The organism is Micromonospora sp. HB375, from assembly GCF_017872985.1.
Lineage (GTDB): Bacteria > Actinomycetota > Actinomycetes > Mycobacteriales > Micromonosporaceae > Micromonospora > Micromonospora chalcea.
Map to the genome: position 1 here is coordinate 5,077,998 of NZ_JAGGJO010000001.1, position 22,064 is coordinate 5,100,061.

Sequence of the window (22,064 nt, forward strand, 5' to 3'; positions counted from 1 at the left end):
CCCCCGCTCAGCTGTCCCGGTCGGTGGGGCGCGCGGCGGCGTCGGCCCGGCCCGCGTTCGTGCGCTCGGCGTCCGTCCGTTCCGCGTCGGCGTCGGTGCCGTCCGCGTCGGCGCCGTCGGTGGCGGCGGGGTCGGTGTCCGTGCGGTCGGCCTGCTCCGCGTCGCCGTCGGTGGCCACGGGGTCGGTGTCCGTGCGGTCGGCCTGCTCCGCGTCGCCGTCGGTGGCACCGTCGGGGGTCTCCGGCCGGTCGTCGTCGGCCGCCGGCTCCACCGGGGGCAGCACGCCGGTCTTCCGGTACGCGTCGAACTGTTCCTCGCTCACCACCCGGTAGCCCTCGGGCGGGGCCGGCCGCGCGGCGGCCTCCCGGGCGGACAGGTCGACCTGGGACACGTCGCCGGCCGGGCCGGCGGCGGGGGCCGGCTCGCCCACCGGCACCAGGTATTCGCGCGGGCCGCGGACCCGGATGAAGTAGGCGAGCGCACCGAGGAAGACCAGCGCGGCGGTCCAGACGTTGAGGCGTACGCCGAGGATCAGGTTCGCCTCGTCGGTGCGCATCAGCTCGATCCAGAACCGGCCCGCCGTGTAGCCCATCACGTAGAGCGCGAACGCCCGGCCGCGCCCGAGCCGCAGCTTGCGGTCGAGGTAGAGCACCAGCGCGGCGACGCCGATGTTCCAGAGCGCCTCGTAGAGGAACGTCGGGTGGTAGAGCCCCGGCTGGAGCACCGGGTTGCCGGCGTCGTCGCGCAGTGCGTGACCCGGGTTGTCCGGGTCCATGACGTGCACTTCCAGGCCCCACGGCAGCGTGGTCCGCCCGCCGTACAGCTCGTTGTTGAACCAGTTGCCCAGACGGCCGACGGCCTGCGCCAGCGGCAGGCCCGGCGCCAGCGCGTCGGCGATCACGGTGAACGGGATGCCGAGCTGCCGCGCGGCGAGCCACGCGCCGACCGCGCCACCGGCCACCGCGCCCCAGATGCCGAGGCCGCCCTCCCAGATGTAGAGCGCCTTGATCGGCTCGCCGCCGGCGCCGAAGTATTTCTCCGGCGACGTGATCACGTGGTAGATCCGCGCGCCGATGATGCCCGCCGGCACCGCCCAGACAGCGATGTCGAGCACCGCGCCCGGAGCGACGCCGCGGCGGCGCAGCCGGTACTCGGTGACCACGCAGGCCACCACGATGCCGAGGATGATGCAGAGCGCGTACGCCCGGATCGGAACCGGACCGAGCTGCCAGACGGCGGTGCTGGGGCTGGGCATGGCCGCCAGTGGGGTCATCGGGGCGAGGGTCACGGGTGCACACGGTACCGGTGCGGACTGTGTGCGCGGCACCCCGGTCGGCCTGCCGCGCGGGTCGGATGACTTCTGGTTTGCACCGTCATAGGCTCTTTGTCCATGAGCTCGCTCACCTGGGCGGTCGCCGCTGTCGTCACCGACGCATCCGGGCGGCTGCTGCTCTGCGGCCGGTCCGAGGGGGCCCGGCGCTGGGGCCTGCCGGGCGGGCGGCTGCGCCACGACGAGAGCCCGGTGGATGCCGTCGTCCGGGCGGTCCGCACGGAGACCGGCTGGGCGGTGGCGCCGGCCGACCTGGTCGGCCTCTACCGGGTCACCGGTCCACCGGTGCCCGCCCCACCGGCCGGGCGGTGCGGCGCGCGCCCAGACGTGCTGGTGCACGTGTTCCGCGCCGGACCGGCCGACGCCGGACCGGCGGGCGAACCGGCGACCGGGTGCCTGCCTCGGTGGTGGCCGCCGCAAGAGCTGCCCGACGTGCTGACCCCCACGACGCGCGCGGCGATCGCGGACGCGCTCGCCGGCCGCGCCGGCGTGCTGCGGCACACGACCGCCGCCGACGCGCTCACGCCACCCGGCGACGGACAGCCCGGCGACGGGCAGCCCGCCCCGCCCGGCCAGCGCGCCTCCGAGCAGGTCGACAGCAGTAGCCGCTGACCGCCCGCCCGCTCGCTCGCTTGATCGACACCAGTTCGGCGAAGTGGCGGTATCCCGGCGTCCTGGACCACGCCAGCTCGGCGAAGTGGAGTCGATCAAGCAGGTGGCGAGCCGGGCGTCAGCGGGCCGGGTTGCGGACGCCCTCGGCCAGTTCGGCGCTCAGCTTGCGCAGCGCGGTCAGGCCGGCGGCCTGGTCCGGGGCGTCCAGCACGCAGCGGACCAGCGCGCTGCCCACGATCACCGCGTCGGCGTACCCGGCGACGGTGGCGGCCTGCGCGCCGGTGCCCACGCCCAGCCCGACGCCGACCGGGATGTCGGTGACCTCGCGCAGCCGGGAGACCAGGACCGGGGCCGCCTCGGAGGTCTGCGCGCGGGCGCCGGTGACGCCCATGATCGCGGTGGCGTAGACGAAGCCGCGGCAGTGCTCGGCGGTCATCCGCAGCCGCGCGTCGGTCGAGGACGGTGAGACCAGGAACGTCCGGTCCAGGCCGTGCGCGTCGGAAGCGGCCAGCCACTCGGCGGCCTCGTCGGGGATCAGGTCCGGCGTGACCAGGCCGGTCCCACCGGCGGCGGCCATGTCGCGGGCGAACGCGTCGACGCCGTACTGCTCGATCGGGTTCCAGTAGGTCATGGTGACCACGCTCGCCCCGGTCGCGGCGACCGCCTCGACGACGCGCAGCGCGTCCGCGACGCGGACGCCACCGGCGAGCGCGATGTCGCTCGCCTTCTGGATGACCGGGCCGTCCATCACCGGATCGGAGTACGGGATCTCCACCTCGATGACGTCCACGCCCGCCTCGACCATGGCCTTCATGGCGGCGATGCTGCCCTCGACGGTCGGGAAACCGGCCGGCATGCAGCCGACCAGCACGGCCCGGCCGTCCGCCCGCGCCTTGTCGAAGGCGACCCCGATGCGGCTCACGCTGTCACTCCTTGTCGAGGATGCCGAAGTACGCGCCGGCGGTGTGCACGTCCTTGTCGCCCCGGCCGGACAGGTTGACCACGATCAACGGCTCCCGGCCCAGCTCCTCGGCGAGCCGGGGGGCGATCGCGCGGGCGCCGGCCAGCGCGTGCGCGCTCTCGATCGCCGGGATCACGCCCTCGGTTCGGCAGAGCATCTCGAACGCGGCCATCGCGTCGGCGTCGTCGACCGGCAGGTACGTGGCCCGCCCGGTGTCGTGCAGCCAGGCGTGCTCCGGGCCGACGCCCGGGTAGTCCAGGCCGGCCGAGATCGAGTGCGACTCGATGGTCTGCCCGTCGGCGTCCTGCAGCACGTACGTGCGGGTGCCGTGCAGCACGCCCGACGAACCGCCGGTGATGCTGGCGGCGTGCCGGCCGGTCCCGACGCCCTCGCCACCGGCCTCGAAGCCGTAGAGGCGGACCCCGGCGTCCGGCACGAACGCGTGGAAGATGCCCAGCGCGTTGGAGCCGCCGCCGACGCACGCCGCGACCGCGTCCGGCAGCGTGCCGGTCAGGTCCAGGCACTGCTGGCGGGCCTCCACGCCGATGCCGCGGACGAAGTCGCGGACCATCTCCGGGAACGGGTGCGGGCCGGCGGCGGTGCCGATCAGGTAGTGGGTGTCGTCGACGTTGGCGACCCAGTCCCGCATCGCCTCGTTCATCGCGTCCTTGAGCGTGCGCGAGCCGGTGGTCACCGGGACGACGGTGGCGCCGAGCATCCGCATCCGGGCCACGTTGAGCGCCTGCCGCTCGGTGTCCACCTGGCCCATGTAGACGACGCATTCCAGGTCGAACAGCGCGGCGGCGGTGGCGGTGGCCACGCCGTGCTGGCCGGCGCCGGTCTCCGCGATGACCCGCCGCTTGCCCATCCGCTTGGTGAGCAGCGCCTGGCCCAGCACGTTGCGGACCTTGTGCGCGCCGGTGTGGTTGAGGTCCTCCCGCTTGAGCAGGACCCGCGCCCCGACCTGCGCGGAGAAGCGCCGGGCCTCGTAGAGCATCGAGGGCGTGCCGGCGTAGTCACGCAGCAGCGCGTCGAACTCGGCGAGGAAGTCCTCGTCGCCCATCGCCTTGCGGTACGCCGCGTCCAGCTCGTCCAGTGCGGCGACGAGCGCCTCCGGGACGAACCGGCCGCCGAACCGGCCGAAGTGACCGGCGGCGTCGGGGACCGGGCCGGTTGCGGGTGCGGCGCTCATCGCGGGCGTCCTCTCGGATCGGGTGGCCCGGCGGCTCAGCGCACCGGGCGGGGCGTGGCCGGGTGGTTACCGGCGTTGACCAGCTCGGCGACCGCTTCGCGCGGGCTCTTCTGGGTGACCAGGCCCTCGCCCACCAGCACGGCGTCGGCGCCGGCGGAGGCGTACCGGATCAGGTCGTGCGGACCGCGCACCCCGGACTCGGCGATCTTGACGACGCTGCTCGGCAGGCCGGGCGCGATCCGCTCGAACACCGAGCGGTCGACCTCCAGCGTACGCAGGTCACGGGCGTTCACGCCGATCACCTGCGCGCCGGCCTCCAGGGCGCGGTCCGCCTCCTCCTCGGTGTGCACCTCGACGAGCGCGGTCATGCCCAGCGACTCGATTCGCTCCAGCAGGCCGACCAGCACGTTCTGCTCCAGCGCGGCGACGATCAGCAGCACCAGGTCGGCGCCGTGCGCGCGGGCCTCGTGCACCTGGTAGCTGGAGACGACGAAGTCCTTGCGCAGCACCGGCACGTTCACCGCGGCCCGCACCGCCGCCAGGTCGTCGAGCGACCCGCCGAACCACCGGCCCTCGGTGAGCACGCTGATCGCCCGCGCTCCCCCGGCCGCGTAGTCACCGGCCAGGTCCGCCGGGTCGGCGATCTCGGCCAGCCGCCCCTTGGACGGCGACGAGCGCTTCACCTCGGCGATCACGGCCACGCCGGGCCGGCGCAGGGCCGCGTACGCGTCCAGCGGCGGCGGCGCGGCGGCGGCCAGCTCACGGATCCGCTCCAGCGGAACCTGCTCCTGCCGCCGGGCCACGTCCTCGCGCACACCGGCCAGGATCTCGTCGAGCACGCCTGCGGACGGCGCCGCTCCGGCGTCGTCCCCCTCCGCGTGCGCATGCTCAGCAGTCACCAACGGACTCCCCTCTCCGGGCGTCATGGGCCGATGCTAGGGGGCGCCACCTGGCGACAAGTGCCGGGGGGTATGGCGCACCTCACGACATGGGCTGTGGCATGATGGCCGACTTCCGGTGAACGCCACGTCACGCAGCGCCACGCTGGCATCGACCGTCACCCATCCCCATCTCACCACGGTTGATCCGTCGCCGCAGCACCGCTCCCGCGCCGGGCTGTGACCAAGCTCAAGGACCTCCGGCCCTGCCCAGGTCGGGCCGCCTGGCGGACCGTTGACCTGTGCTTCACGAGGGCGAAACGTGAGCCCGGCAGCATCGTCCTCGGGCAGACTCGACACCGGCGGCTGACCACCGCCGACAACCATCTCGTGCGGGGTGACCATGAGCGCCAACGGGCCGAACCAGACCATCGGCTTGACCACCATCTCCCGGACCGTCGCCTCCCTCGCCTTCGGCGTGGTGCACACGCTGGAGCGCGCGGTGGCCGGTGACGGCCGGACGCGTACCGCCCAGGGCAACGCCTGGGAGGCCGTCTGCGCCGACCGGGCCCGCGCCGCCCAGCGCCGCGAGCTGGAGCGGCTGGTGGCCGAGCTGACCGCCGCACGGGCCGCGGCCCGCCGCCGGCGCGACGCGCGCGAGGCGCAGCCGGTCAGCTGACCGTCGGGTCCTCGCCCCGGTCCAGCGCGTCCCACGCGTCCCGGGTGCCCCGCTCGACCGCCGGCCGGCCGGGCTCGACCGCCGGGACGGCCCGTCGCTCGTACCGCGCGCCCATCGCGGGCCAGCCCGCTGCGCGCAGCGCGGTGAACGCGCCGCCGGCCGCGAGGGCCAGGCCGCCGGCCACCACCAGCGCCGGCCACTGACGGCTCACCCCGGCCTCGGCGAGGCCGATCCCGCCGCCGACCGCCACGGCCACGCCGACCGCGCCCAGCAGCAGGCCCAGCAGCCGGCGCAGGCGGCCCCGGGTGGCGAGCACCGCGCCGCCGCCGGCCAGCCCCACGTAGGTCAGCGCCAGCACCCAGGGCAGCAGCTCCGCGCCGGTCCGGTCGGCCCGGCCGGGCGGCAGCGACCCCCGGGCGGTCATCTCCACCGACCAGGTCCGGGTCACCGCCCAGCAGGCCAGGCCCGCCCCGGCCAGGCAGAGCAGCACCGCGTACGCGAGTTCGCGCCGACCGCGGGCCGACGGCGCGGTGGTGCCGGGCGCGCTCACCGGGCTGCCCGCAGCGTCTCGGCGGCCGCGATCGCGGCGAGGACGGCGGCGGCCTTGCTGCGCGTCTCCCGATCCTCGGCGGCCGGATCGGAATCGGCCACGATCCCGGCGCCGGCCTGCACGTAGGCCCGGCCGTCGCGGATCAGCGCGGTACGGATCGCGATGGCCATGTCCAGGTCGCCGCCGAAGGCGAAGTAGCCGACGGTGCCGCCGTAGACGCCGCGCCGCACCGGCTCCAGCTCCTCGATGATCTCCATGGCGCGTACCTTGGGCGCGCCGCTGAGCGTGCCGGCCGGGAACGTGGCGGCGAGCGCGTCGAACGCGGTGCGGTCGGCGCGCAGCTCGCCGACGACCGTCGAGACGATGTGCATGACGTGGCTGTAGCGCTCGATGGTGGCGAACTCGGGCACCTCCACGGTGCCCGGCCGGCAGACCCGCCCCAGGTCGTTGCGGCCCAGGTCGACAAGCATGACGTGCTCGGCGCGTTCCTTGGGGTCGGCGAGCAGCTCGGCGGCGAGCCGGGCGTCGGCCTCCGGGGAGCCGCCGCGCGGCCGGGTGCCGGCGATCGGGTGCAGCAGGGCCCGCCGCCGCCCGTCCGGGCCGGCGCTGACCTTGAGGTGCGCCTCCGGGGACGACCCGACGATGTCGAAGCCGTCGAAGCGCAGCAGGTACATGTACGGGCTGGGGTTGGTGGTGCGCAGCACCCGGTAGACGTCCAGCGGGTCGGCCTCGGTGGGGCGCTCGAAACGCTGGCTGAGCACGATCTGGAAGCACTCGCCGGCGCGGATCGCCTCCTTGGCCGCCGCCACGGCCTTCGGGTAGCCGCCCTCCGGGGTCCGGCTGACCACCTCGCCGACGCCCGGCCGGCCGACGGTGGACACCATGGGCGGGATCGGTCGGGACAACGCGGTGGTCATGGCGTCCAGGCGACCCACCGCGTGGTGGTACGCGGCGTCGACCAGCTCCGCCCGCCCGGGCGTATCGAGCGGGGGCAGGACCGCGTTGGCGACCAGGATCGCCGAGCCCTCGTAGTGGTCGAGCACCACCAGGTCGGTGGCGAGCATCATGCCCAGCTCGGGCACGTCCAGCTCGTCCTCGGTCAGCTCGGGCAGCCGCTCGAAGCGGCGGACCAGGTCGTAGGCGAGGTAGCCGACCAGCCCGCCGGTCAGCGGCGGCATTCCGCCGGCCGGGTCCCAGGCCGGGCCGGCGAGCGCGTCGACCGACTCGCGGAGCACGGTGACCGGGTCCCCGGTGGTCGGTACGCCCGCGGGCGGTGTGCCGGTCCAGCGCGCCTCGCCGTTCCGCTCGGTGAGCGTGGCGCTGCTGCGGACGCCGATGAACGAGTACCGCGACCAGGCCGTGCCGGCCGAACCGACGCCCTGCTCGGCGGATTCCAGCAGGAACGTGCCGGGACCGCCGGCCAGCTTGCGGTAGACCCCGACCGGGGTCTCGGCGTCGGCGAGCAGCCGCCGGGTCACCGGCACGACCCGCCAGCGGGCGGCCAGGTCGGCGAAGGTGGACCGGTCCGGGCTGACGGTGCCGTCGGTCACGGGGTCTCCTCCGGTGAGCTGACCGGCAGGTCGGTGAAGAAGCAGGTGCGCTGCCCGGTGTGGCAGGCCGCGCCGACCTGCTCCACGCTGACCAGCAGCGCGTCGCCGTCGCAGTCCAGGGCCACCGAGCGCACGTACTGGTGGTTGCCGGAGGTGGCGCCCTTGACCCAGTACTCGCCGCGGCTGCGCGACCAGTAGGTGGCCCGGCCGGTGGTGAGCGTGCGGTGCAGCGCCTCGTCGTCCATCCAGGCGACCATCAGCACCTCGCCCGTGTCGTGGGCGCGGACCACGGCGGCGACCAGGCCGTCCGGGGTGCGGCGGAGTTTGGCCGCGATGGCCGGGTCGAGCCGGGACGGCCGGGCCGGGCCGGGACTGGGGGCGCCGGTCAGCGGCGCGTCAGGGGCGGGCACGGTTGACCATTCTCCCGCACGCGGCCCGGGGACCGCCGACGTGTCCCGGGAGGCGGGCGTCACCGTCGCCAGCGCCCGGCCCAGCTGCCGCAGGTAGCGGTCCGCCCGGCCGTCGGTGAGCGCCTCGGCCAGGTCGGTCCCGGTGGCCCGGGCGATCTCCGCCGCGTACGGGCGCACCAGCGGGAGGATGCCGTTGACCAGCCGTCCGGCGGCGGCGCCGACCTCGGCCGGGTCGCCGGGGCGCAGCCCGAGGCAGAGGAGCATGTCGTCGCGGTAGCCGGGCGGGGCGACCGGCAGGTCCAGCGCGGCGGTCAGGGCGGCCCGGCGGGACACCACGCGCACCGACGGGTTGGCCGGCCGCAGCACCGAGGGGCAGAGCCGGGCCAGGTCGGCCGCGGCGAGCCGGACCCCGACCGGGTCACCGGCCAGGCGCGCGGCGGCGACCTTGCCCAGCGTGGCGATCAGCTCCTCCAGGCGCGGCTCGTCGGCGGGCTGGCAGAGCACCGGCAGGTCGATCCGGCGCCGCCATTCCGGCACCGCCCAGAGCAGCCGGGCCGGCGCGGTGACCGGGAGGCCGAACGCCCAGTCGGCGGGCTGGCCGAGCCGGCGTACCCAGGAGCGGACGTCGCGGGCGGCCACGGAGACGTGCACCAGGCGGCCGCCGAACTCGGTCAGGTACGCCCGCCGGGCCGCGTACGGCGTGCCGCGGCGGGACGTGACCTGCCGGGGCCCGCCGGTGGCGCGTGGCTCGTCGGCGGCCACCAGCACGTCCACGTCCACGTCGCTGTGCTCGGTGGCGGCCCGCCGGGCGTGGCTGCCCCGCAGCATGATCCCGACGACCGGCCGGTCGGCGGCGTGCCGCAGGCGGGCGGCCCAGAGGTCGAGGAACCCGGTGTCGGACAACGGAGCTGGACCCACTGCCTCATGGTGCCGAAACCTGATCTTCCGATGCCGGACTCCCTGTCCGCCGCCGGGTGTTCAGCCCGACTCCTCCTCCGCCCGCCGGTACGCGTCGATCTTGTGTTCGAGAACCTTCAGGTCCTCCTCCAGCTCGGCCATCCGGGCCAGCACCCGGGCGCGGTGCGCCTCGAACAGCGCCCGCCGCGCGCCGAGCGTGCTGTCGCCGTGCCGGGCCAGCTCGGCGTAGCGGCGCATGTCGCGCACCGGCATCCCGGTGCGCCGCAGCCGGGTGAGCAGGAACAGCCAGTTGACGTCGGACTCGGTGTAGCGCCGGCGGCCGGAGGAGTCCCGTCCGACGCGGCCCACCAGCCCCTCCTGCTCGTACCAGCGCAGCGTGTAGGTGGTCAGGCCGACCCGTTCCGCCGCCTCACCCACGGTGAGGCTCATCTCCCGCGTGCTGATGTCCACGCCCTCCAGGCTTCCAGTTCGAGCCCACTCGAAGTCAAGTCCCTCGTTGCCTCGCCGACGGAATTCATCTAGCGTTGAGTTCATCGGGTGATGAATTGACGGAGGCGAGCATGGACGACGCGGTGTCGGTCCGCGAGCTGGTGGTCGACCGGGGCGGGCGGCGGGTGCTGCACGGCATCACCTGCGGGGTGCCCCGGGGCACGGTGACCGGGCTGCTCGGGCCCAGCGGCAGCGGCAAGACCACGCTGATGCGCGCGGTGGTCGGCGTGCAGACGGTCGGCTCCGGCGCGGTCGACGTGCTCGGCCGCCCGGCCGGCTCGGCCGACCTGCGCCGCCGGGTGGGCTACCTGACCCAGGCGCCGAGCGTCTACGCCGATCTGACGGTGCGGGAGAACGCCCGCTACTTCGCGGTGCTCCAGGGCCGGGGCCGCGCCGAGGCCGACCGCGCGGTCACCGACGTCGGCCTGGGAAAGGCGGCCGACCAGCTCGTCGGCACGCTCTCCGGCGGCCAGCGCAGCCGCGCCTCGCTCGCGTGCGCGCTGGTCGGCGAGCCGGAGCTGGTCGTCCTCGACGAGCCGACGGTCGGCCAGGACCCGGTGCTGCGGGCCGACCTGTGGGCCCGGTTCCACGCCATGGCCGCCGCCGGCACCACGCTGCTGGTGTCCAGCCACGTGATGGACGAGGCCGCCCGCTGCGACCGGCTGCTGCTGATCCGCGAGGGCCGGCTGGTCGCCGACGACACCCCGGCCGCGGTCCGCGCCGCCACCGGGACCGACGACCTGGAAGAGGCGTTCCTGCGCCTGATCCGCGACGCCGAGGGAGAGGCGCGATGAACGGACGGATCCTGGCCGCCACCACCGGGCGCATCCTGCGCCAGCTCCGGCACGACCGGCGGACCGTGGCGCTGCTCGTGGTGGTGCCGTCGGTGCTGCTCACGCTCGTCTACTTCATGTACGTCGACCAGCCCGCCCCGCCCGGCGCGCCCAGCACGTTCGACCGGGTGGCCCTGATCATGCTGGGCTTCTTCCCGTTCATCATCATGTTCCTCGTGACCAGCATCGCCATGCTCCGCGAGCGCACCACCGGCACGCTGGAGCGCCTGCTCACCACGCCGCTGGGCAAGCTCGACCTGCTCTTCGGGTACGGCATCGCGTTCGGCCTGGCCGGGGTGCTCCAGTCCACTGTCGCCTCGGTCGTCGCGTACCGGGTGTTCGGCCTGGAGACCGCGGGCAGCGCGTGGCTGGTCGTGCTGATCGCCGGGGTGAACGCGGTGCTGGCGGTGGCGCTCGGGCTGTTCTGCTCGGCGTTCGCCCGCACCGAGTTCCAGGCGGTCCAGTTCATGCCGGTGGTGGTGGCCCCGCAACTGCTGCTGTGCGGCCTGTTCGTGCCGCGCGACCAGATGGCCGGCTGGCTCCAGGCGGTCAGCGACGCGCTGCCGCTGTCGTACGCCGTCGAGGCGCTGCAGGAGGTCGGCGCGCACGCCGAGCCGACCGGGACGATGTGGCGGGACGTGGCGATCGTGACCGGGGCGGCGGTGGCGGCGCTGGTGCTGGCCGCCGCGACGCTGCGCCGGCGCAGCGGGTGAACGCGCGGCGCACCGGGCGGCGGCCCGGCACTCCGGACACCCGCGAGGCGATCCTCGCCGCGGCGCGGGAGGCGTTCGCCGAGCGGGGGTTCGACGCCGCGTCCATCCGGGCCATCGCCGCGGCGGCGGGAGTGGACCCGGCGCTCGTGCACCACTACTTCGGCGGCAAGGAGGAGCTGTTCCGGGCCGCGACGGCGTTCCCGGCCGACCCGGGAAGGCTGCTGCCGGCGGTGCTCGCCGGCGGCCCGGACGCGCTCGGCGAGCGGATGGTCCGGGTGTTCCTGGAGGTCTGGGACTCCCCCACCGGCACCGCCGCGGTGGCGCTGCTGCGCTCGGCGGTCAGCAACGACTGGACGGCGCGCCTGCTGCGCGAGTTCCTGGTCACGCAGGTGCTGCGGCGGGTGCTCGACCAGCTCGACGTCGACCCGGCGCAGCGCGCGCTGCGCGGCGGCCTGGTCGCCACCCAGCTCGCCGGGCTGGCGATGATGCGGTACGTGCTCCGCCTCGACGCGGTCGCCACCGCCGAGCCGGCGACGCTGGTGGCCGCCGTCGGCCCGACGGTCCAGCGGTACCTCACCGGCGACATCACCTGAGCCGTCGCGGCTCAGGCCGCGGCCGCCCGGGGGCAGAGCATCGGGTGCAGCAGGCGGGACAGCTCCGCCACGTCGGCGACCGGCCGGGGGAAGGCGAGCCGGGCCCGCCGGGTCGCGCCGGGCCGCCCGTGCGCGACCAGCAGGCCGTACCTGTCGATCCGGACCACCCGCGGGATCTGGTCGCCGGGCAGGTCCAGCCGCCGCCGAAGGTAGTCGCCGACCTGCTCGGCGTGGTGGTCGGCCAGGTCCGCGAGCAGGGCGGCCTCGACCGGGTGCAGCGGGTCCGGCTCGGCCTCCGCGAACGCCTCCGGGTCGATCCGGCGCACCCGCCCGGCGCGTTCCCAGCGGGCCTCGGCCACCTCGAAGCGGTGCAGGTGGAACCGGCTGCCCACGTCGAGCAGATCGGCGACCGGGTCGGTGGCGGCGAAGTCGACCGCCGCGTCGCGCGCCTCGTCCCCGTTCAGCCGCGTCGCCCAGCCGGACACCCAGGCCCGGCCGAGCGAGGGCGCCCCGGCCGCCGGCGGCAGGTCGAGCACGTCGAGCACGGCGGCCACGTCGGCGTCGCCCGCCGGCGGCACGAGCGCCGCGGCGAGGTCACTGACCACGGGTACGAGCAGCAGCACCCGCCCGTCCGGGTCGACGGCGTGCCGGACCTGGTGCGGGCCGGGGTGCCGGGCCAGGTGGACGAGGGCGGGCAACCGGCCCGCGACAAGGGTTCGCACGATCTCCGCCGGGCTGGGCCGCATGATCCCGACCTCCTCAAGATAGGTTAGGCTTACCTAAGAAGCAGGCTAGACGATCGGAGACGCCCCCGTGAACCACCCCCGGCCCAAAGCCCGGCTCTCCCGGGCCCTCGGCATCCCGCTGACCCGCAAGTGCGTGCGGTACTTCGAGCGGCGCCCCTATCCCCCGGGCGTGCACGGCCGGTCCCGCCGCACCACCTCCGACTACCAGGTGCGGCTGCTGGAGAAGCAGCGGCTGCGCCACCAGTACAACGTCAGCGAGGCCCAGTTGCGCCGGCTGTTCGACGAGGCCGCCCGGGCCGCCGGCAAGACCGGCGACACGCTCGTCGCGCTGCTGGAACGACGCCTCGACGCGGTGGTCCTGCGGGCCGGGCTGGCCCGCAGCATCTACCAGGCCCGCCAGCTCGTCGGGCACGGCCACATCACCGTGGACGGGCGCAAGGTCGACCGGCCGTCGTACCGGCTGCGGCCCGGCCAGGTGGTCGGCGTACGCGAGCGCAGCCGCACGCTGCCGCCGTTCCAGCTCGCCGCCGCCGGGGCGCACGCCGACGCGCAACCCCGGCCGTACCTGTCGGCGCAGCCGGCGCAGCTGCGCGCCACGCTGGTACGCGAACCGGCCCGGCACGAGGTGCCGGTGGTCTGCGACGAGCAACTGGTGGTGGAGTTCTACTCCCGCTGACCGGTTACCGGGTCTGCTCCAACCAGGACGCGTACAGCAGCGCGTACACCGAGTCGGTGTCGCGGACCAGCTCGTCGTGCGGGCCACGCTGCACGATCCGGCCCCGGTCCACCACGATCACCTCGTCCGCCGCCTGCGCGGTGGACAGCCGGTGCGCGATGGCGAGCGTGGTCCGCCCCCGGGTCACCGCGTCGAGCGTGCGTTGCAGGCGTACCTCGGTGGCCGGGTCGACGGCGCTCGTCGCCTCGTCCAGCACCAGCAGGTCCGGGTCCGCGACGTACGCCCGGGCCAGCGCCACGAGCTGCCGCTCGCCGACGCTGAGCGCCTCCCCGCGCTCGCCGACCGGCGTGTCCAGCCCGGACGGCAGCCCGTCCAGCCAGTCGGCCAGACCCAGCTCGCCGAAGGCGGCGGTGAGCCGCTCGTCGGTCAGGTCGGGGCGGGCGAAGCGGACGTTCTCCCCGACCGTGGCGTCGAACAGGAAGCCGTCCTGCGGCACCATCACCACCCGGGAACGCAGCGAGTCGAAACGCACCTGCCGCAGGTCGACGCCGGAGAGCAGCACCGCGCCCTCGGTCGGGTCCATCAGCCGGGTGAGCAGCTTGGCGAAGGTGGTCTTGCCGCTGCCGGTCTCGCCCACCACCGCCACCCGGCTCTTGGCCGGGATGTCCAGCGTCACGTCGTGCAGCACCGGCGGGCCGCCCGGATAGGCGAACGTCACGCCGGCGAACCGGGCGTCCAGCGGCCCGGGCGGCAGCTCCCGCCCCTGCTCGCCCGGGTCGGCCACGTCCGGGGAGACGTCCAGCACGTCCAGCACCCGGCGCCAGCCGGCGATCGCGTTCTGCGCCTCGTTGAGCACCTCGGTGGCGATCTGCACCGGCTGGATGAACAGCGTGACCAGGAACAGGAACGCGGTGAGCTGGCCGACCGACAGCGTGCGGTCGACGCCCAGGCTCACCCCGACCACGACCACGCCGGCCAGCGCCAGCCCGGCCGCCAGCTCCCCCACCGAGCTGCCCATGATGCTGATCCGGATCGCCCGCTGCTGGGCCACCCGCTGCCCGTCGATGGCCGTGTCGAGCCGCCGCGCGGTCCGCCCGGCGATGCCGTACGCCCGGATCACCGGCGCGCCCACCACGCTCTCGCCGATCGCGCCGAGCAGCGTGCCGGTGCGCTGCCGCACCAGGCCGTAGGCCCCGGCGAGGCGGCGCTGCAACTGCCGGATCACCAGCACCGCCGGCGCGAACGCGACGAGCACCACGAGCGTCAACTGCCAGGAGTACGCGAGCATCACCGCTGTGGTCACCAGCAGCTGGCCCAGGTTGACGATCAGGATCACGCCGCCCCACTGGAGGAACTGGGTGATCTGGTCGACGTCGCTGGTCACCCGGGAGACCAGCGAGCCGCGCCGCTCGGACTGCTGGTGCAGCATGGACAGGTCGTGCACGTGCCGGAACGCCCGGGTGCGCACCCCGGCCAGGGCCGTCTCGCTCACCGTGAACAGCCGGCGCATCATCAGGTAGCCGCAGGCGGTGGTGACCACCAGCACCCCGGCGGTGATCGCCACGGTGAGCGAGATGACGTTCAGGTCGAGCCCGCCGACGATGCCGTGGTCGATGCCGCGCTGCACCGCCACCGGCACGGCGACCCGGCCGACCATGTAGACCAGCGCCAGCGCCAGCGTGCCGGCGAGACCGGTGCGCAGCTCCGGGGAGAGCGCCAGCCCGCGCCGCAACGTCTGCCAGGTGGTCTCGGCGCTCTCGGTGTTCTCCCCCGTGGTCGTACTCACCGGTCCACCTCAATCTCCAGGCCCGACGGCAACGGCGTGACCTCGTCGTACGTCTGCTTCTGCTCGCGTTCCTGCTCGGCCTGCTCGTACGCGGTGACCAGGTCGGCGTAGCCGGGCACGGTGGCCAGCAGCTCGGTGTGGGCGCCGCGGGCGACCACCCGGCCCTGCTCCACGTAGATCACCTCGTCGGCGAGCGCGATGGTGGCCCGGCGGTACGCCACCACCAGGATCGACGCCGGGGCGCCGCCGTCGGCGGGCGCGCGCAGCCCGGCCAGGATGGCCGCCTCGACGCGCGGGTCGACAGCGCTCGTGGCGTCGTCGAGCACCAGCAGCCGGGGGCGCCCGGCCAGCGCCCGGGCCAGCGTCAGCCGCTGCCGCTGCCCGCCGGACAGCGAGGTGCCCCGCTCGCCGACCATGGTGTCCAGCCCGTCCGGCAGCGCGGCCACGAAGCCGTCCGCCTCGGCCAGCCGCAGCGCCGCCCACACCTCGTCGTCGCCGATGCCGGCCCGGTCCAGCGCGATGTTGGCCCGGACCGTGTCGTCGAAGACGAACGGCACCTGCGCCACCAGCGCCACGGTGCCGGCGAGCGAGGCGGCGGTCAGCTCCCGCACGTCCACGCCGTCCAGCGTGACCCGCCCGGCGCCCGGGTCGACCAGGCGCACGGCCAACGACGCGATCGTGGACTTGCCCGAACCGGTGGGCCCGACCAGGGCGACTGTCTTCCCGGCCGGCACGGTGAACGTCACCTCGCCGAGCACCTGGGCGCCGGGCAGGTGCGCCTCGGCCGGCTCGTACGCGAAGTGCACGTCGTGGAACGCGAGCGTGGCCGGCGTACGGGTGGCCGGGTCGAGCGTCCTCGTGCCGTACGGCATCTCGCCTGTCGCGTCGAGCACCCGGCGCACCCGGTCCCACCCGGCGACGCTGCGCGGCAGCTCGGCCAGCACCCAGCCGATGGCGCGCACCGGGAAGGCCAGCACGGTGAACAGGAACGCGACGCTGACCAGCTCGGACACGGTGATCGCGCCCTGCCGCAGCCGGATCGCGCCGACCACCAGCACGGCGAGCGTGCCGAGGCTGGGCAGCGTCTCCAGCATCGGGTCGAAGACGCCGCGCAGCCGGCCGACCGAGATCAGCGCGTCCCGCAGCTCGCCGGCGCGGGCGGCGAAACGGGCGGTCTCCTGGGCCTCGCGGCCCATCGTCTTGACCACCAGCGCGCCGTCGAAGCTCTCGTGCGCGATGCCGCTGACCTCGGCGCGCAGCCGCTGCGCCCGGGCCTGCCGGGGCGCCATCCGGCGGGAGTAGACCACGTTGAGCGCGAACAGCGCGGGGAACACGGCGAGGCCGACCAGGGCCAGCGCCCAGTCGGTGACGAACAGTGACGCCACCGCGCCGACCAGCATCACCAGCGTGCCGACCGCGAACGGCAGCGGCGCGATCGGGTACCAGGCCGCCTCCACGTCGGAGTTGGCGTTCGACAGCAGCGTGCCGGTGGAGTTGCGGTGGTGCCAGGCCAGCGGCAGTTCCAGGTAGCGGCGGGTGACCCGGCGGCGGTAGGCGGCCTGGAGCCGGTACTGCATGTAACCGGCGCCGAGCCGCCGGCCGAAGATGCCGACGACCCGCAGCACGCTGATGCCGAGCAGCGCCGCCGCGGCCAGCGCCAGGGTCCCGCGGGCCACCTCGCCGCGCTCGACCGCGGGCACGACGACCTTGCCGACCACCCCGCCGACCACGTACGCGCTGGCGATCACCAGGAGGCCGAACAGCACGCTGCCGCTGACCGCCACCGCGAAGATCCGCGGCTGTTCCCGGATGGCCCGGCCGAGCACCCGTAGCCCTCTGCCGAGCACGTCCCGACTTGTCCCGCTCGCCACGTTCGCCCCCGCCGTAAGCCGCAATTTTCTCCCCCATCCTTACCGCTCGCCGCCAGCTCCGCCGACCCGGCCGGGATATGTCCGCCGTCACGTTCGCACCGGACCTGGGCGGACACCGGCCCTCGATGCTCGCGGCCCGCCGTAGCGCCGGGCGTGGCGCGCCGATCGGCCGCGACGGGCCTACGATCGGGCCATGCCGCGGTACGCCCGAACGGAGCGCGAGGCGCTCGCCGACCTGATGCTGGAGCTGGGACCGGACGCGCCGACTGTGAACGAGGGGTGGACCACCCGCGACCTGGCGGCGCACCTGCTGGTGCGGGAGCGCCGGCCGGACGCGGCGGGCGGGATCCTGCTGCCGCCGCTGCGCGGCTACGGCGAGTCGGTCCGCAGGCGGATCGCCGCCGGGCCGTACGCCGACCTGATCGCCCGGGTCCGCCGTCCCCCGGTGTGGAGCCCGGTGAGCAACCCGCTCACCGACGAGATCGCGAACGGGATGGAGTTCTTCATCCACCACGAGGACGTCCGCCGGGCCCGGCCGGGCTGGCAGCCGCGTGACCTGCCGGCCGGGCAGCAGGCGGTGCTCTGGAAGCGGGTCGCCCTGCTGGCCCGGATGGCGCTGCGGCGCTTCCCGGCCGAGGTGCTGGTGCAGGCGCCGGGGCACGGCGAGCTGCGGGCCGGTGGCGGCGGCGAGCGGCTGCGGCTGGTCGGCGCGCCGGGGGAACTCGTGCTGTTCCTCACCGGGCGGCAGCGGGTGGCCCGGGTCCAGGTGGACGGTCCGGCCGAGCGCGCCGAGCGTCTGCGTACCGCCGAACTGGGCCTGTGACAGACGTTTCCGCCCGCCCACCCAGGCGATCGTAGAATGTGGACACCCGGCGTTCGATAACGTTCGCCGGCTGCCGTACGCTCCTGCGCACCGGCCCGACCCTGCGGGGCGGCGGACAGGGGACGACGATGCGGGACTTCGCGCTCTCGGCGCTGCACGAGCCGCCCTTTCCCTCCCGGTGTCACCCGGCCGCGGACGAGGTAGCCGCGCAGAGCGTCGCCTGGGTGCGCGGTTTCGGCCTGGTCAAGACCCAGGCCGGCCTGCTGCGGCTGGCCGGCGCCCATGCCTCGGAGCTGGCCGGACGGGCCTGCCCCGAGGCGTCCCCGGCCGGTCTGCGGCTGCTCACCGACCTGATCAACTGGCTGTTCGTGGTGGACGACGCCTGCGACGACGACGGGCTGGGCGCCGCGCCGACGGTGCTCGCGCCCACCCTGGCGGCGCTGCTGGAAGTGCTCGACCGGCACGGTGACCCGGACGCGCCCGCGCCCACCGACGCCGGCCCGATGGGCCTGGCGCTGCACGATCTGTGCCGGCGGGCGCGCGGCCGGGGCCGGCCGGCGCACCTGATGCGGCTGGTGAGTCAGTTGCGGGAGTACCTGCTGGCGCTGCTGTGGGAGGCGGCGAACCGGGAGCGCCGGCGCGTGCCCGGGGTCGCCGAGTACGTGCAGATGCGCCGCCACACCGGCGGCGTACGCCCCAGCTTCACGGTGACCGACCTGGCCCGCCCGTCCCTGCCCCGGGCCGACCAGCGGGCGACCCCGGCGCTCACCGCGCTGGACGCCCTCGCCACCGACCTGGTCTGCTGGTGCAACGACGTGTTCTCCTACGGCAAGGAGCGGGGCGTCACCCCGGACGCGCACAACCTGGTGACCACGATCGCGGGCGAGACCGGGCAGGACGAGTCGGCGGCGCTGAACGCGGCGGCGAACCGCTTCAACGCGGCCCTCGCCTCGTACGCGGAGCGGGACGCGGCGTTGAGCGCCGGGGCCGACGAGGGGATGCGGGCGTTCCTGGACACCCGCCGAGACTGGATCCGGGCCACCTACGACTGGTCCCGCGCCGCCAGCCGATACGCCTGATCCGATTCCAGAAGTCGGGACCGGTGGCGACTCGGCCGATCAGGGCTAGCCGCTGGCCGGGTACAGGCAATACCCTTCGGTAACCGCAGACCGGCGTGACCCCCGTCACGTCCCTCCACCCCTGAAGGCGGCTACAGCGATGGCTCTCGATGTACCGTACCGTTCCGTACCCGACATGTTCCTCAAGCGCGTGGCGGACTCCCCCGACCGCCAGGCGTTCGCTCACCCCGCACCCGACGACTCGGGCCCGGTCTGGCTGACGTGGGAGCAGGTCGGGCAACGCGCGAAGGCGATCGCCGCCGGGTTGCACGGGCTCGGTGTCGGCCTGGAGAACCCGGTGGCGATCCTGGCCAACACCCGGCTGGAGTGGGTGCTGGCCGACTTCGGCATCATGTGCGCCGGTGGGGCCACCACCACCGTCTACCCGACCACCGAGCCCGACGACGCGGTCTACATCATCGCCGACTCCGGCTCGAAGGTGCTGTTCGCGGAGAACCCGGCCCAGGCGGCGAAGATCGCCGGAGCGGACCTGCCCGCGCTGACCCACGTGGTGCTCTTCGACGGCGCGCCCGACCCGGCCGCCGCCGTCCCGCAGCTCACCCTGGCCGAGCTGGAGGAGCGCGGCGCCGCCGCGCTGAGCGCCGAGCCCGACCTGATCGACATGCTCGTGGCCGGCATCGGCCCGGACCACCTGGCGACGCTCATCTACACCTCGGGCACCACCGGCCGCCCGAAGGGCGTGGAGCTGCTGCACGGCGGCTGGTGCTGGGAGGGCGTGGCGCAGGCCGAGCTGGGCCTGCTGCGCACCGACGACCTGCAGTACCTGTGGCTACCGCTGTCTCACTCGTTCGGCAAGACGCTGCTCTGCGGCGCCACCCACGTCGGCCTGCCCACGTACGTCGACGGCCGGGTGGACAAGCTGGTCGACCTGCTCGGCGTGATCCGGCCGACGCTGATGTGCGGCGCGCCCCGGGTCTTCGAGAAGGTCTACAACAAGGCGGTCACCACCGCGCAGGGCGCGGGCGGCGCGAAGGCCAAGATCTTCGCCTGGGGCGTCGAGGTCGGCAAGGAGAAGGTCGCGCTGGAGCAGGCCGGCAAGCCGGTGCCGGCCGGGCTGCGGATGAAGTACGCGCTGGCCGAGAAGCTGGTGTTCAGCAAGCTGCAGGCCCGGCTCGGCGGCCGGATGCGGGTGCTGGTCTCCGGCGCGGCGCCGCTGAGCAAGGAGATCGCCACCTTCTTCGCCGCCGCCAACCTGCCCATCTCCGAGGGCTACGGCCTGACCGAGACCAGCGCCGGCGCGTTCGTGAACCCGCCCGACGGGCTGAAGATCGGCAGCGTGGGCCGGGCCATGGGTGATCTGGAGTGCCGGATCGACACCGACGGCGAGATCCTGATGCGGGGCAAGCCGGTCATGCGGGGTTACCACAACCTCCCCGAGGAGACCGCCGCCGCGTTCACCGAGGACGGCTTCTTCCGCAGCGGCGACATCGGCACGCTCGACGACGACGGCTACCTGCGCATCACCGACCGCAAGAAGGACCTGGTCAAGACGTCCGGCGGCAAGTACGTCGCGCCGTCGCACATCGAGGGCATGTTCAAGGCGGTCTGCCCGTACACCTCGCAGGCGGTGGTGATCGGGCAGGCGCGCAACTACTGCACCATGCTCGTCACGCTGGACCCGGACGCGATCAAGGGCTGGGCCGCCGGCACCCCGCTGGAGGGCAGCGACTACACCACGATCGTCACCTCGCCGCAGGCGCGGGAGATGGTCGAGGGGTACGTCGCCGAGCTGAACGCCAAGCTCAACCGCTGGGAGACGATCAAGAAGGTGACGATCCTCCCCCGTGACCTCACCATCGAGGACGGCGAGGTCACGCCGTCGCTGAAGATCAAGCGCCGGAGCGTGGAGACGAACTTCTCCTCCGAGATCGACAAGATGTACGAGGGCACGCTCGCCGAGCTGTGACCCGCACCGCCAGTCGGTAGCGCCGGCCGTGCCCCACCGTCCCGGGGCACGGCCGTTCGCGTCGGCGCCGGTCAGAGGTGCTGCTGCCGCCAGCGGCTCTGCTCGGCCTCGGCGGCGATCTGCTCCTCCAGCGCGAGCTGGCGTACCCGGCGCCGGTGACCGTTCTCGCCCCGGGTCTCCCAGGCCACTCCCGCGCCGGTGACCACCGCCAGCACGATCAGCGCGACCAGCTCCGGCACACGGAACACGAATGGGGCGACCGCGGTCAGCGCCCCCACGGTGGTCAGCAGCCGCCAGTGGATCTCGCGCAGCGCCACCCACCAGCACCCGGCGACGCCGAGCAGGTGCAACGCGACCCCGCCGAACAGGATCGCGCCCCAGAAGTCGCCGAGCGGCAGCCCCCAGGCGGGCGTGTGCGGATCGGCGGCCTCGGCCAGCAGGTCCTTGAGGCCGAGCGCGTAGAGGATGATCCCGGCGACTATCGGCAGGTGCAGGAACGTGTACGCGGTGCGGGCCAGCCGCAGCCGTGTGGCGCGGTCCCGGGCCTGGTGCAGGACCTGTTCCATGGCGAACGCCAGCGTGTCGAAGTACGCCCACCACAGCGCCGCCACGACCGTGATGCCGAGCAACGCGGCGATCGCCACCGGGCCGGTGAGCGGCAGCCCGCGCTTCGGGCCGAGCCCCAGCGCGATGATCGACTCGCCGAGTGCGACGAGCACGATGAGCGCGTGCCGTTCCGCCCAGTGCCCGGCCGAGAGCACCACCCACCACTGCTGGCCCAGGACCGTCCCGGCGACGTACTCGACAAGCAGCGCCAGCGTCCAGAGCGCCAGTTGCAGCCCGACCGCGAACCGCTCCTGCGGCAGCCGGCCGGGGAGTGTGCCGGCGACGACAAGCAGCGCCGTGGCCACCGTCGGGGCCAGGAAGCGCATCCGCAGTCCCCGGCGCCGGGCCGGGTCGGCGCGGTCGGCCCAGGCGAAGACGGTGAGCTGGGCGGTCCGGATCACGAAGTAGCACGCGGCGAAGACCAGCGGCCCGGGCAGCCAGCCACCGCTGTTGGCGAACGCGCTGGGCGTGCTGAGCACGAGCAGGAACGTGGCCGCCACGGTGACGACGCCGATCAGCGGCAGCATCCCCTGGTCGGCGCGGAACGCGTTGCCCATCCGGGCGAAGCCGGTCCACGACCACCAGAGCAGCGCCAGCACCAGCAGGAACCGGTAGAGGTTGGCGGGCGTGAGCACCGAGGCGGTGAGCGTGGTGACGCTCAGGAACGCGAAGACGAAGACCAGGTCGTAGAAGAGCTCCAGCCGGGTGGTGCGGGAGCCCGGCGCGCTGCGCCGCACCGCCCACGACCACCGGACCGCGTCCCCGTCTCCCACCCGGGCAGTGTGCGGGCGCGGACCCGCCCG

21 protein-coding genes and 1 pseudogene are annotated in these 22,064 nt (G+C 74.6%); 9 read left to right on the forward strand and 13 right to left on the reverse strand.

From position 1 onward, the window contains the following. Window positions 1–7: 7 nt before the first annotated feature. Window positions 8–1,288: a prolipoprotein diacylglyceryl transferase gene (lgt, locus tag J3R08_RS22165; RefSeq protein WP_209962672.1), complete on the reverse strand. Its 1,281-nt coding sequence runs from the start codon at window positions 1,286–1,288 to the stop codon at window positions 8–10. A 102-nt stretch (window positions 1,289–1,390) separates the two neighbouring features. Here lgt and J3R08_RS22170 point away from each other — a divergent pair, with 102 nt between their 5' ends. Continuing rightward, complete coding sequence (locus J3R08_RS22170) at window positions 1,391–1,942, forward strand: NUDIX hydrolase (RefSeq protein ID WP_209962673.1); 552 nt, start codon at window positions 1,391–1,393, stop codon at window positions 1,940–1,942. Window positions 1,943–2,060: 118 nt separating this feature from the next. Here the strand turns inward: J3R08_RS22170 and trpA are convergent, their stop codons facing one another. The 3 genes from trpA to trpC are packed head-to-tail and all read right to left on the reverse strand — an operon-like array spanning window position 2,061 to window position 4,934. After that, window positions 2,061–2,864 (reverse strand): tryptophan synthase subunit alpha, encoded by an 804-nt coding sequence (gene trpA / locus J3R08_RS22175; RefSeq protein WP_043329522.1) that lies wholly within the window; start codon window positions 2,862–2,864, stop codon window positions 2,061–2,063. Between the two features lie 4 nt (window positions 2,865–2,868). Then, entirely contained in the window at window positions 2,869–4,095 is a 1,227-nt protein-coding gene (trpB, locus tag J3R08_RS22180) for a tryptophan synthase subunit beta (RefSeq protein ID WP_187692884.1), read from the reverse strand. A 35-nt stretch (window positions 4,096–4,130) separates the two neighbouring features. Further along, the gene (trpC, locus tag J3R08_RS22185; RefSeq protein WP_030271968.1) at window positions 4,131–4,934 is read right to left on the reverse strand and encodes an indole-3-glycerol phosphate synthase TrpC; all 804 of its coding nucleotides are present in this window, start codon (window positions 4,932–4,934) and stop codon (window positions 4,131–4,133) included. A gap of 442 nt (window positions 4,935–5,376) precedes the next feature. On the opposite strand from trpC, the gene J3R08_RS22190 reads away from it, so the two are divergent. Then, window positions 5,377–5,652, forward strand: coding sequence for a hypothetical protein (locus J3R08_RS22190; RefSeq protein WP_069089043.1), 276 nt, complete (start codon window positions 5,377–5,379; stop codon window positions 5,650–5,652). Here the strand turns inward: J3R08_RS22190 and J3R08_RS22195 are convergent. The 5 genes and pseudogenes from J3R08_RS22195 to J3R08_RS22210 form a co-directional block, all read right to left on the reverse strand. After that, window positions 5,645–6,202, reverse strand: coding sequence for a Trp biosynthesis-associated membrane protein (locus tag J3R08_RS22195; RefSeq protein ID WP_187692885.1), 558 nt, complete (start codon window positions 6,200–6,202; stop codon window positions 5,645–5,647). The genes J3R08_RS22190 and J3R08_RS22195 overlap by 8 nt on opposite strands. Next, entirely contained in the window at window positions 6,199–7,752 is a 1,554-nt protein-coding gene (locus tag J3R08_RS22200; protein WP_209962674.1) for an anthranilate synthase component I, read from the reverse strand. The genes J3R08_RS22195 and J3R08_RS22200 overlap by 4 nt, the downstream gene beginning before the upstream one ends. Continuing rightward, entirely contained in the window at window positions 7,749–8,162 is a 414-nt protein-coding gene (gene hisI / locus J3R08_RS32195; protein WP_043331113.1) for a phosphoribosyl-AMP cyclohydrolase, read from the reverse strand. The genes J3R08_RS22200 and hisI overlap by 4 nt, the downstream gene beginning before the upstream one ends. A gap of 180 nt (window positions 8,163–8,342) precedes the next feature. Beyond that, a pseudogene (locus tag J3R08_RS32200) lies at window positions 8,343–8,990 on the reverse strand (phosphoribosyl-AMP cyclohydrolase); the annotation flags it as partial. Between the two features lie 150 nt (window positions 8,991–9,140). Next, window positions 9,141–9,530: a MerR family transcriptional regulator gene (locus J3R08_RS22210; protein ID WP_013287558.1), complete on the reverse strand. Its 390-nt coding sequence runs from the start codon at window positions 9,528–9,530 to the stop codon at window positions 9,141–9,143. Between the two features lie 110 nt (window positions 9,531–9,640). On the opposite strand from J3R08_RS22210, the gene J3R08_RS22215 reads away from it, so the two are divergent. Genes J3R08_RS22215 through J3R08_RS22225 form a run of 3 tightly spaced genes read left to right on the forward strand, consistent with a single transcriptional unit; the run spans window position 9,641 to window position 11,708 of the window. After that, window positions 9,641–10,363 (forward strand): ABC transporter ATP-binding protein, encoded by a 723-nt coding sequence (locus tag J3R08_RS22215; protein WP_043329517.1) that lies wholly within the window; start codon window positions 9,641–9,643, stop codon window positions 10,361–10,363. After that, window positions 10,360–11,115, forward strand: coding sequence for an ABC transporter permease (locus J3R08_RS22220; protein WP_166456895.1), 756 nt, complete (start codon window positions 10,360–10,362; stop codon window positions 11,113–11,115). Before J3R08_RS22215 ends, J3R08_RS22220 begins: the two co-directional genes overlap by 4 nt. After that, window positions 11,112–11,708, forward strand: coding sequence for a TetR family transcriptional regulator (locus J3R08_RS22225; RefSeq protein ID WP_030500283.1), 597 nt, complete (start codon window positions 11,112–11,114; stop codon window positions 11,706–11,708). Before J3R08_RS22220 ends, J3R08_RS22225 begins: the two co-directional genes overlap by 4 nt. A gap of 11 nt (window positions 11,709–11,719) precedes the next feature. Here J3R08_RS22225 and J3R08_RS22230 read toward each other — a convergent pair whose 3' ends face one another. Further along, window positions 11,720–12,454: a DUF2470 domain-containing protein gene (locus J3R08_RS22230; RefSeq protein WP_043329514.1), complete on the reverse strand. Its 735-nt coding sequence runs from the start codon at window positions 12,452–12,454 to the stop codon at window positions 11,720–11,722. Between the two features lie 67 nt (window positions 12,455–12,521). On the opposite strand from J3R08_RS22230, the gene rpsD reads away from it, so the two are divergent. Next, window positions 12,522–13,130 (forward strand): 30S ribosomal protein S4, encoded by a 609-nt coding sequence (rpsD, locus tag J3R08_RS22235; RefSeq protein ID WP_064445248.1) that lies wholly within the window; start codon window positions 12,522–12,524, stop codon window positions 13,128–13,130. Window positions 13,131–13,134: 4 nt separating this feature from the next. On the opposite strand, the gene J3R08_RS22240 is transcribed toward rpsD, so the two are convergent. Then, window positions 13,135–14,916, reverse strand: coding sequence for an ABC transporter ATP-binding protein (locus J3R08_RS22240; RefSeq protein WP_209962675.1), 1,782 nt, complete (start codon window positions 14,914–14,916; stop codon window positions 13,135–13,137). After that, complete coding sequence (locus tag J3R08_RS22245; RefSeq protein WP_209962676.1) at window positions 14,913–16,787, reverse strand: ABC transporter ATP-binding protein; 1,875 nt, start codon at window positions 16,785–16,787, stop codon at window positions 14,913–14,915. Before J3R08_RS22245 ends, J3R08_RS22240 begins: the two co-directional genes overlap by 4 nt. Before the next feature lie 193 nt (window positions 16,788–16,980). On the opposite strand from J3R08_RS22245, the gene J3R08_RS22250 reads away from it, so the two are divergent. The 3 genes from J3R08_RS22250 (at window position 16,981) to J3R08_RS22260 (ending at window position 20,655) form a co-directional block, all read left to right on the forward strand. Beyond that, complete coding sequence (locus J3R08_RS22250) at window positions 16,981–17,610, forward strand: TIGR03085 family metal-binding protein (RefSeq protein ID WP_030500278.1); 630 nt, start codon at window positions 16,981–16,983, stop codon at window positions 17,608–17,610. Between the two features lie 128 nt (window positions 17,611–17,738). Then, entirely contained in the window at window positions 17,739–18,689 is a 951-nt protein-coding gene (locus tag J3R08_RS22255) for a terpene synthase (protein ID WP_043331108.1), read from the forward strand. A gap of 139 nt (window positions 18,690–18,828) precedes the next feature. Beyond that, window positions 18,829–20,655 (forward strand): long-chain fatty acid--CoA ligase, encoded by a 1,827-nt coding sequence (locus J3R08_RS22260; protein ID WP_043329509.1) that lies wholly within the window; start codon window positions 18,829–18,831, stop codon window positions 20,653–20,655. Window positions 20,656–20,726: 71 nt separating this feature from the next. Here J3R08_RS22260 and J3R08_RS22265 read toward each other — a convergent pair whose 3' ends face one another. Then, on the reverse strand, window positions 20,727–22,034 hold the full coding sequence (locus tag J3R08_RS22265; RefSeq protein ID WP_181373758.1) for a low temperature requirement protein A: 1,308 nt from the start codon (window positions 22,032–22,034) through the stop codon (window positions 20,727–20,729). Window positions 22,035–22,064 lie beyond the last annotated feature (30 nt).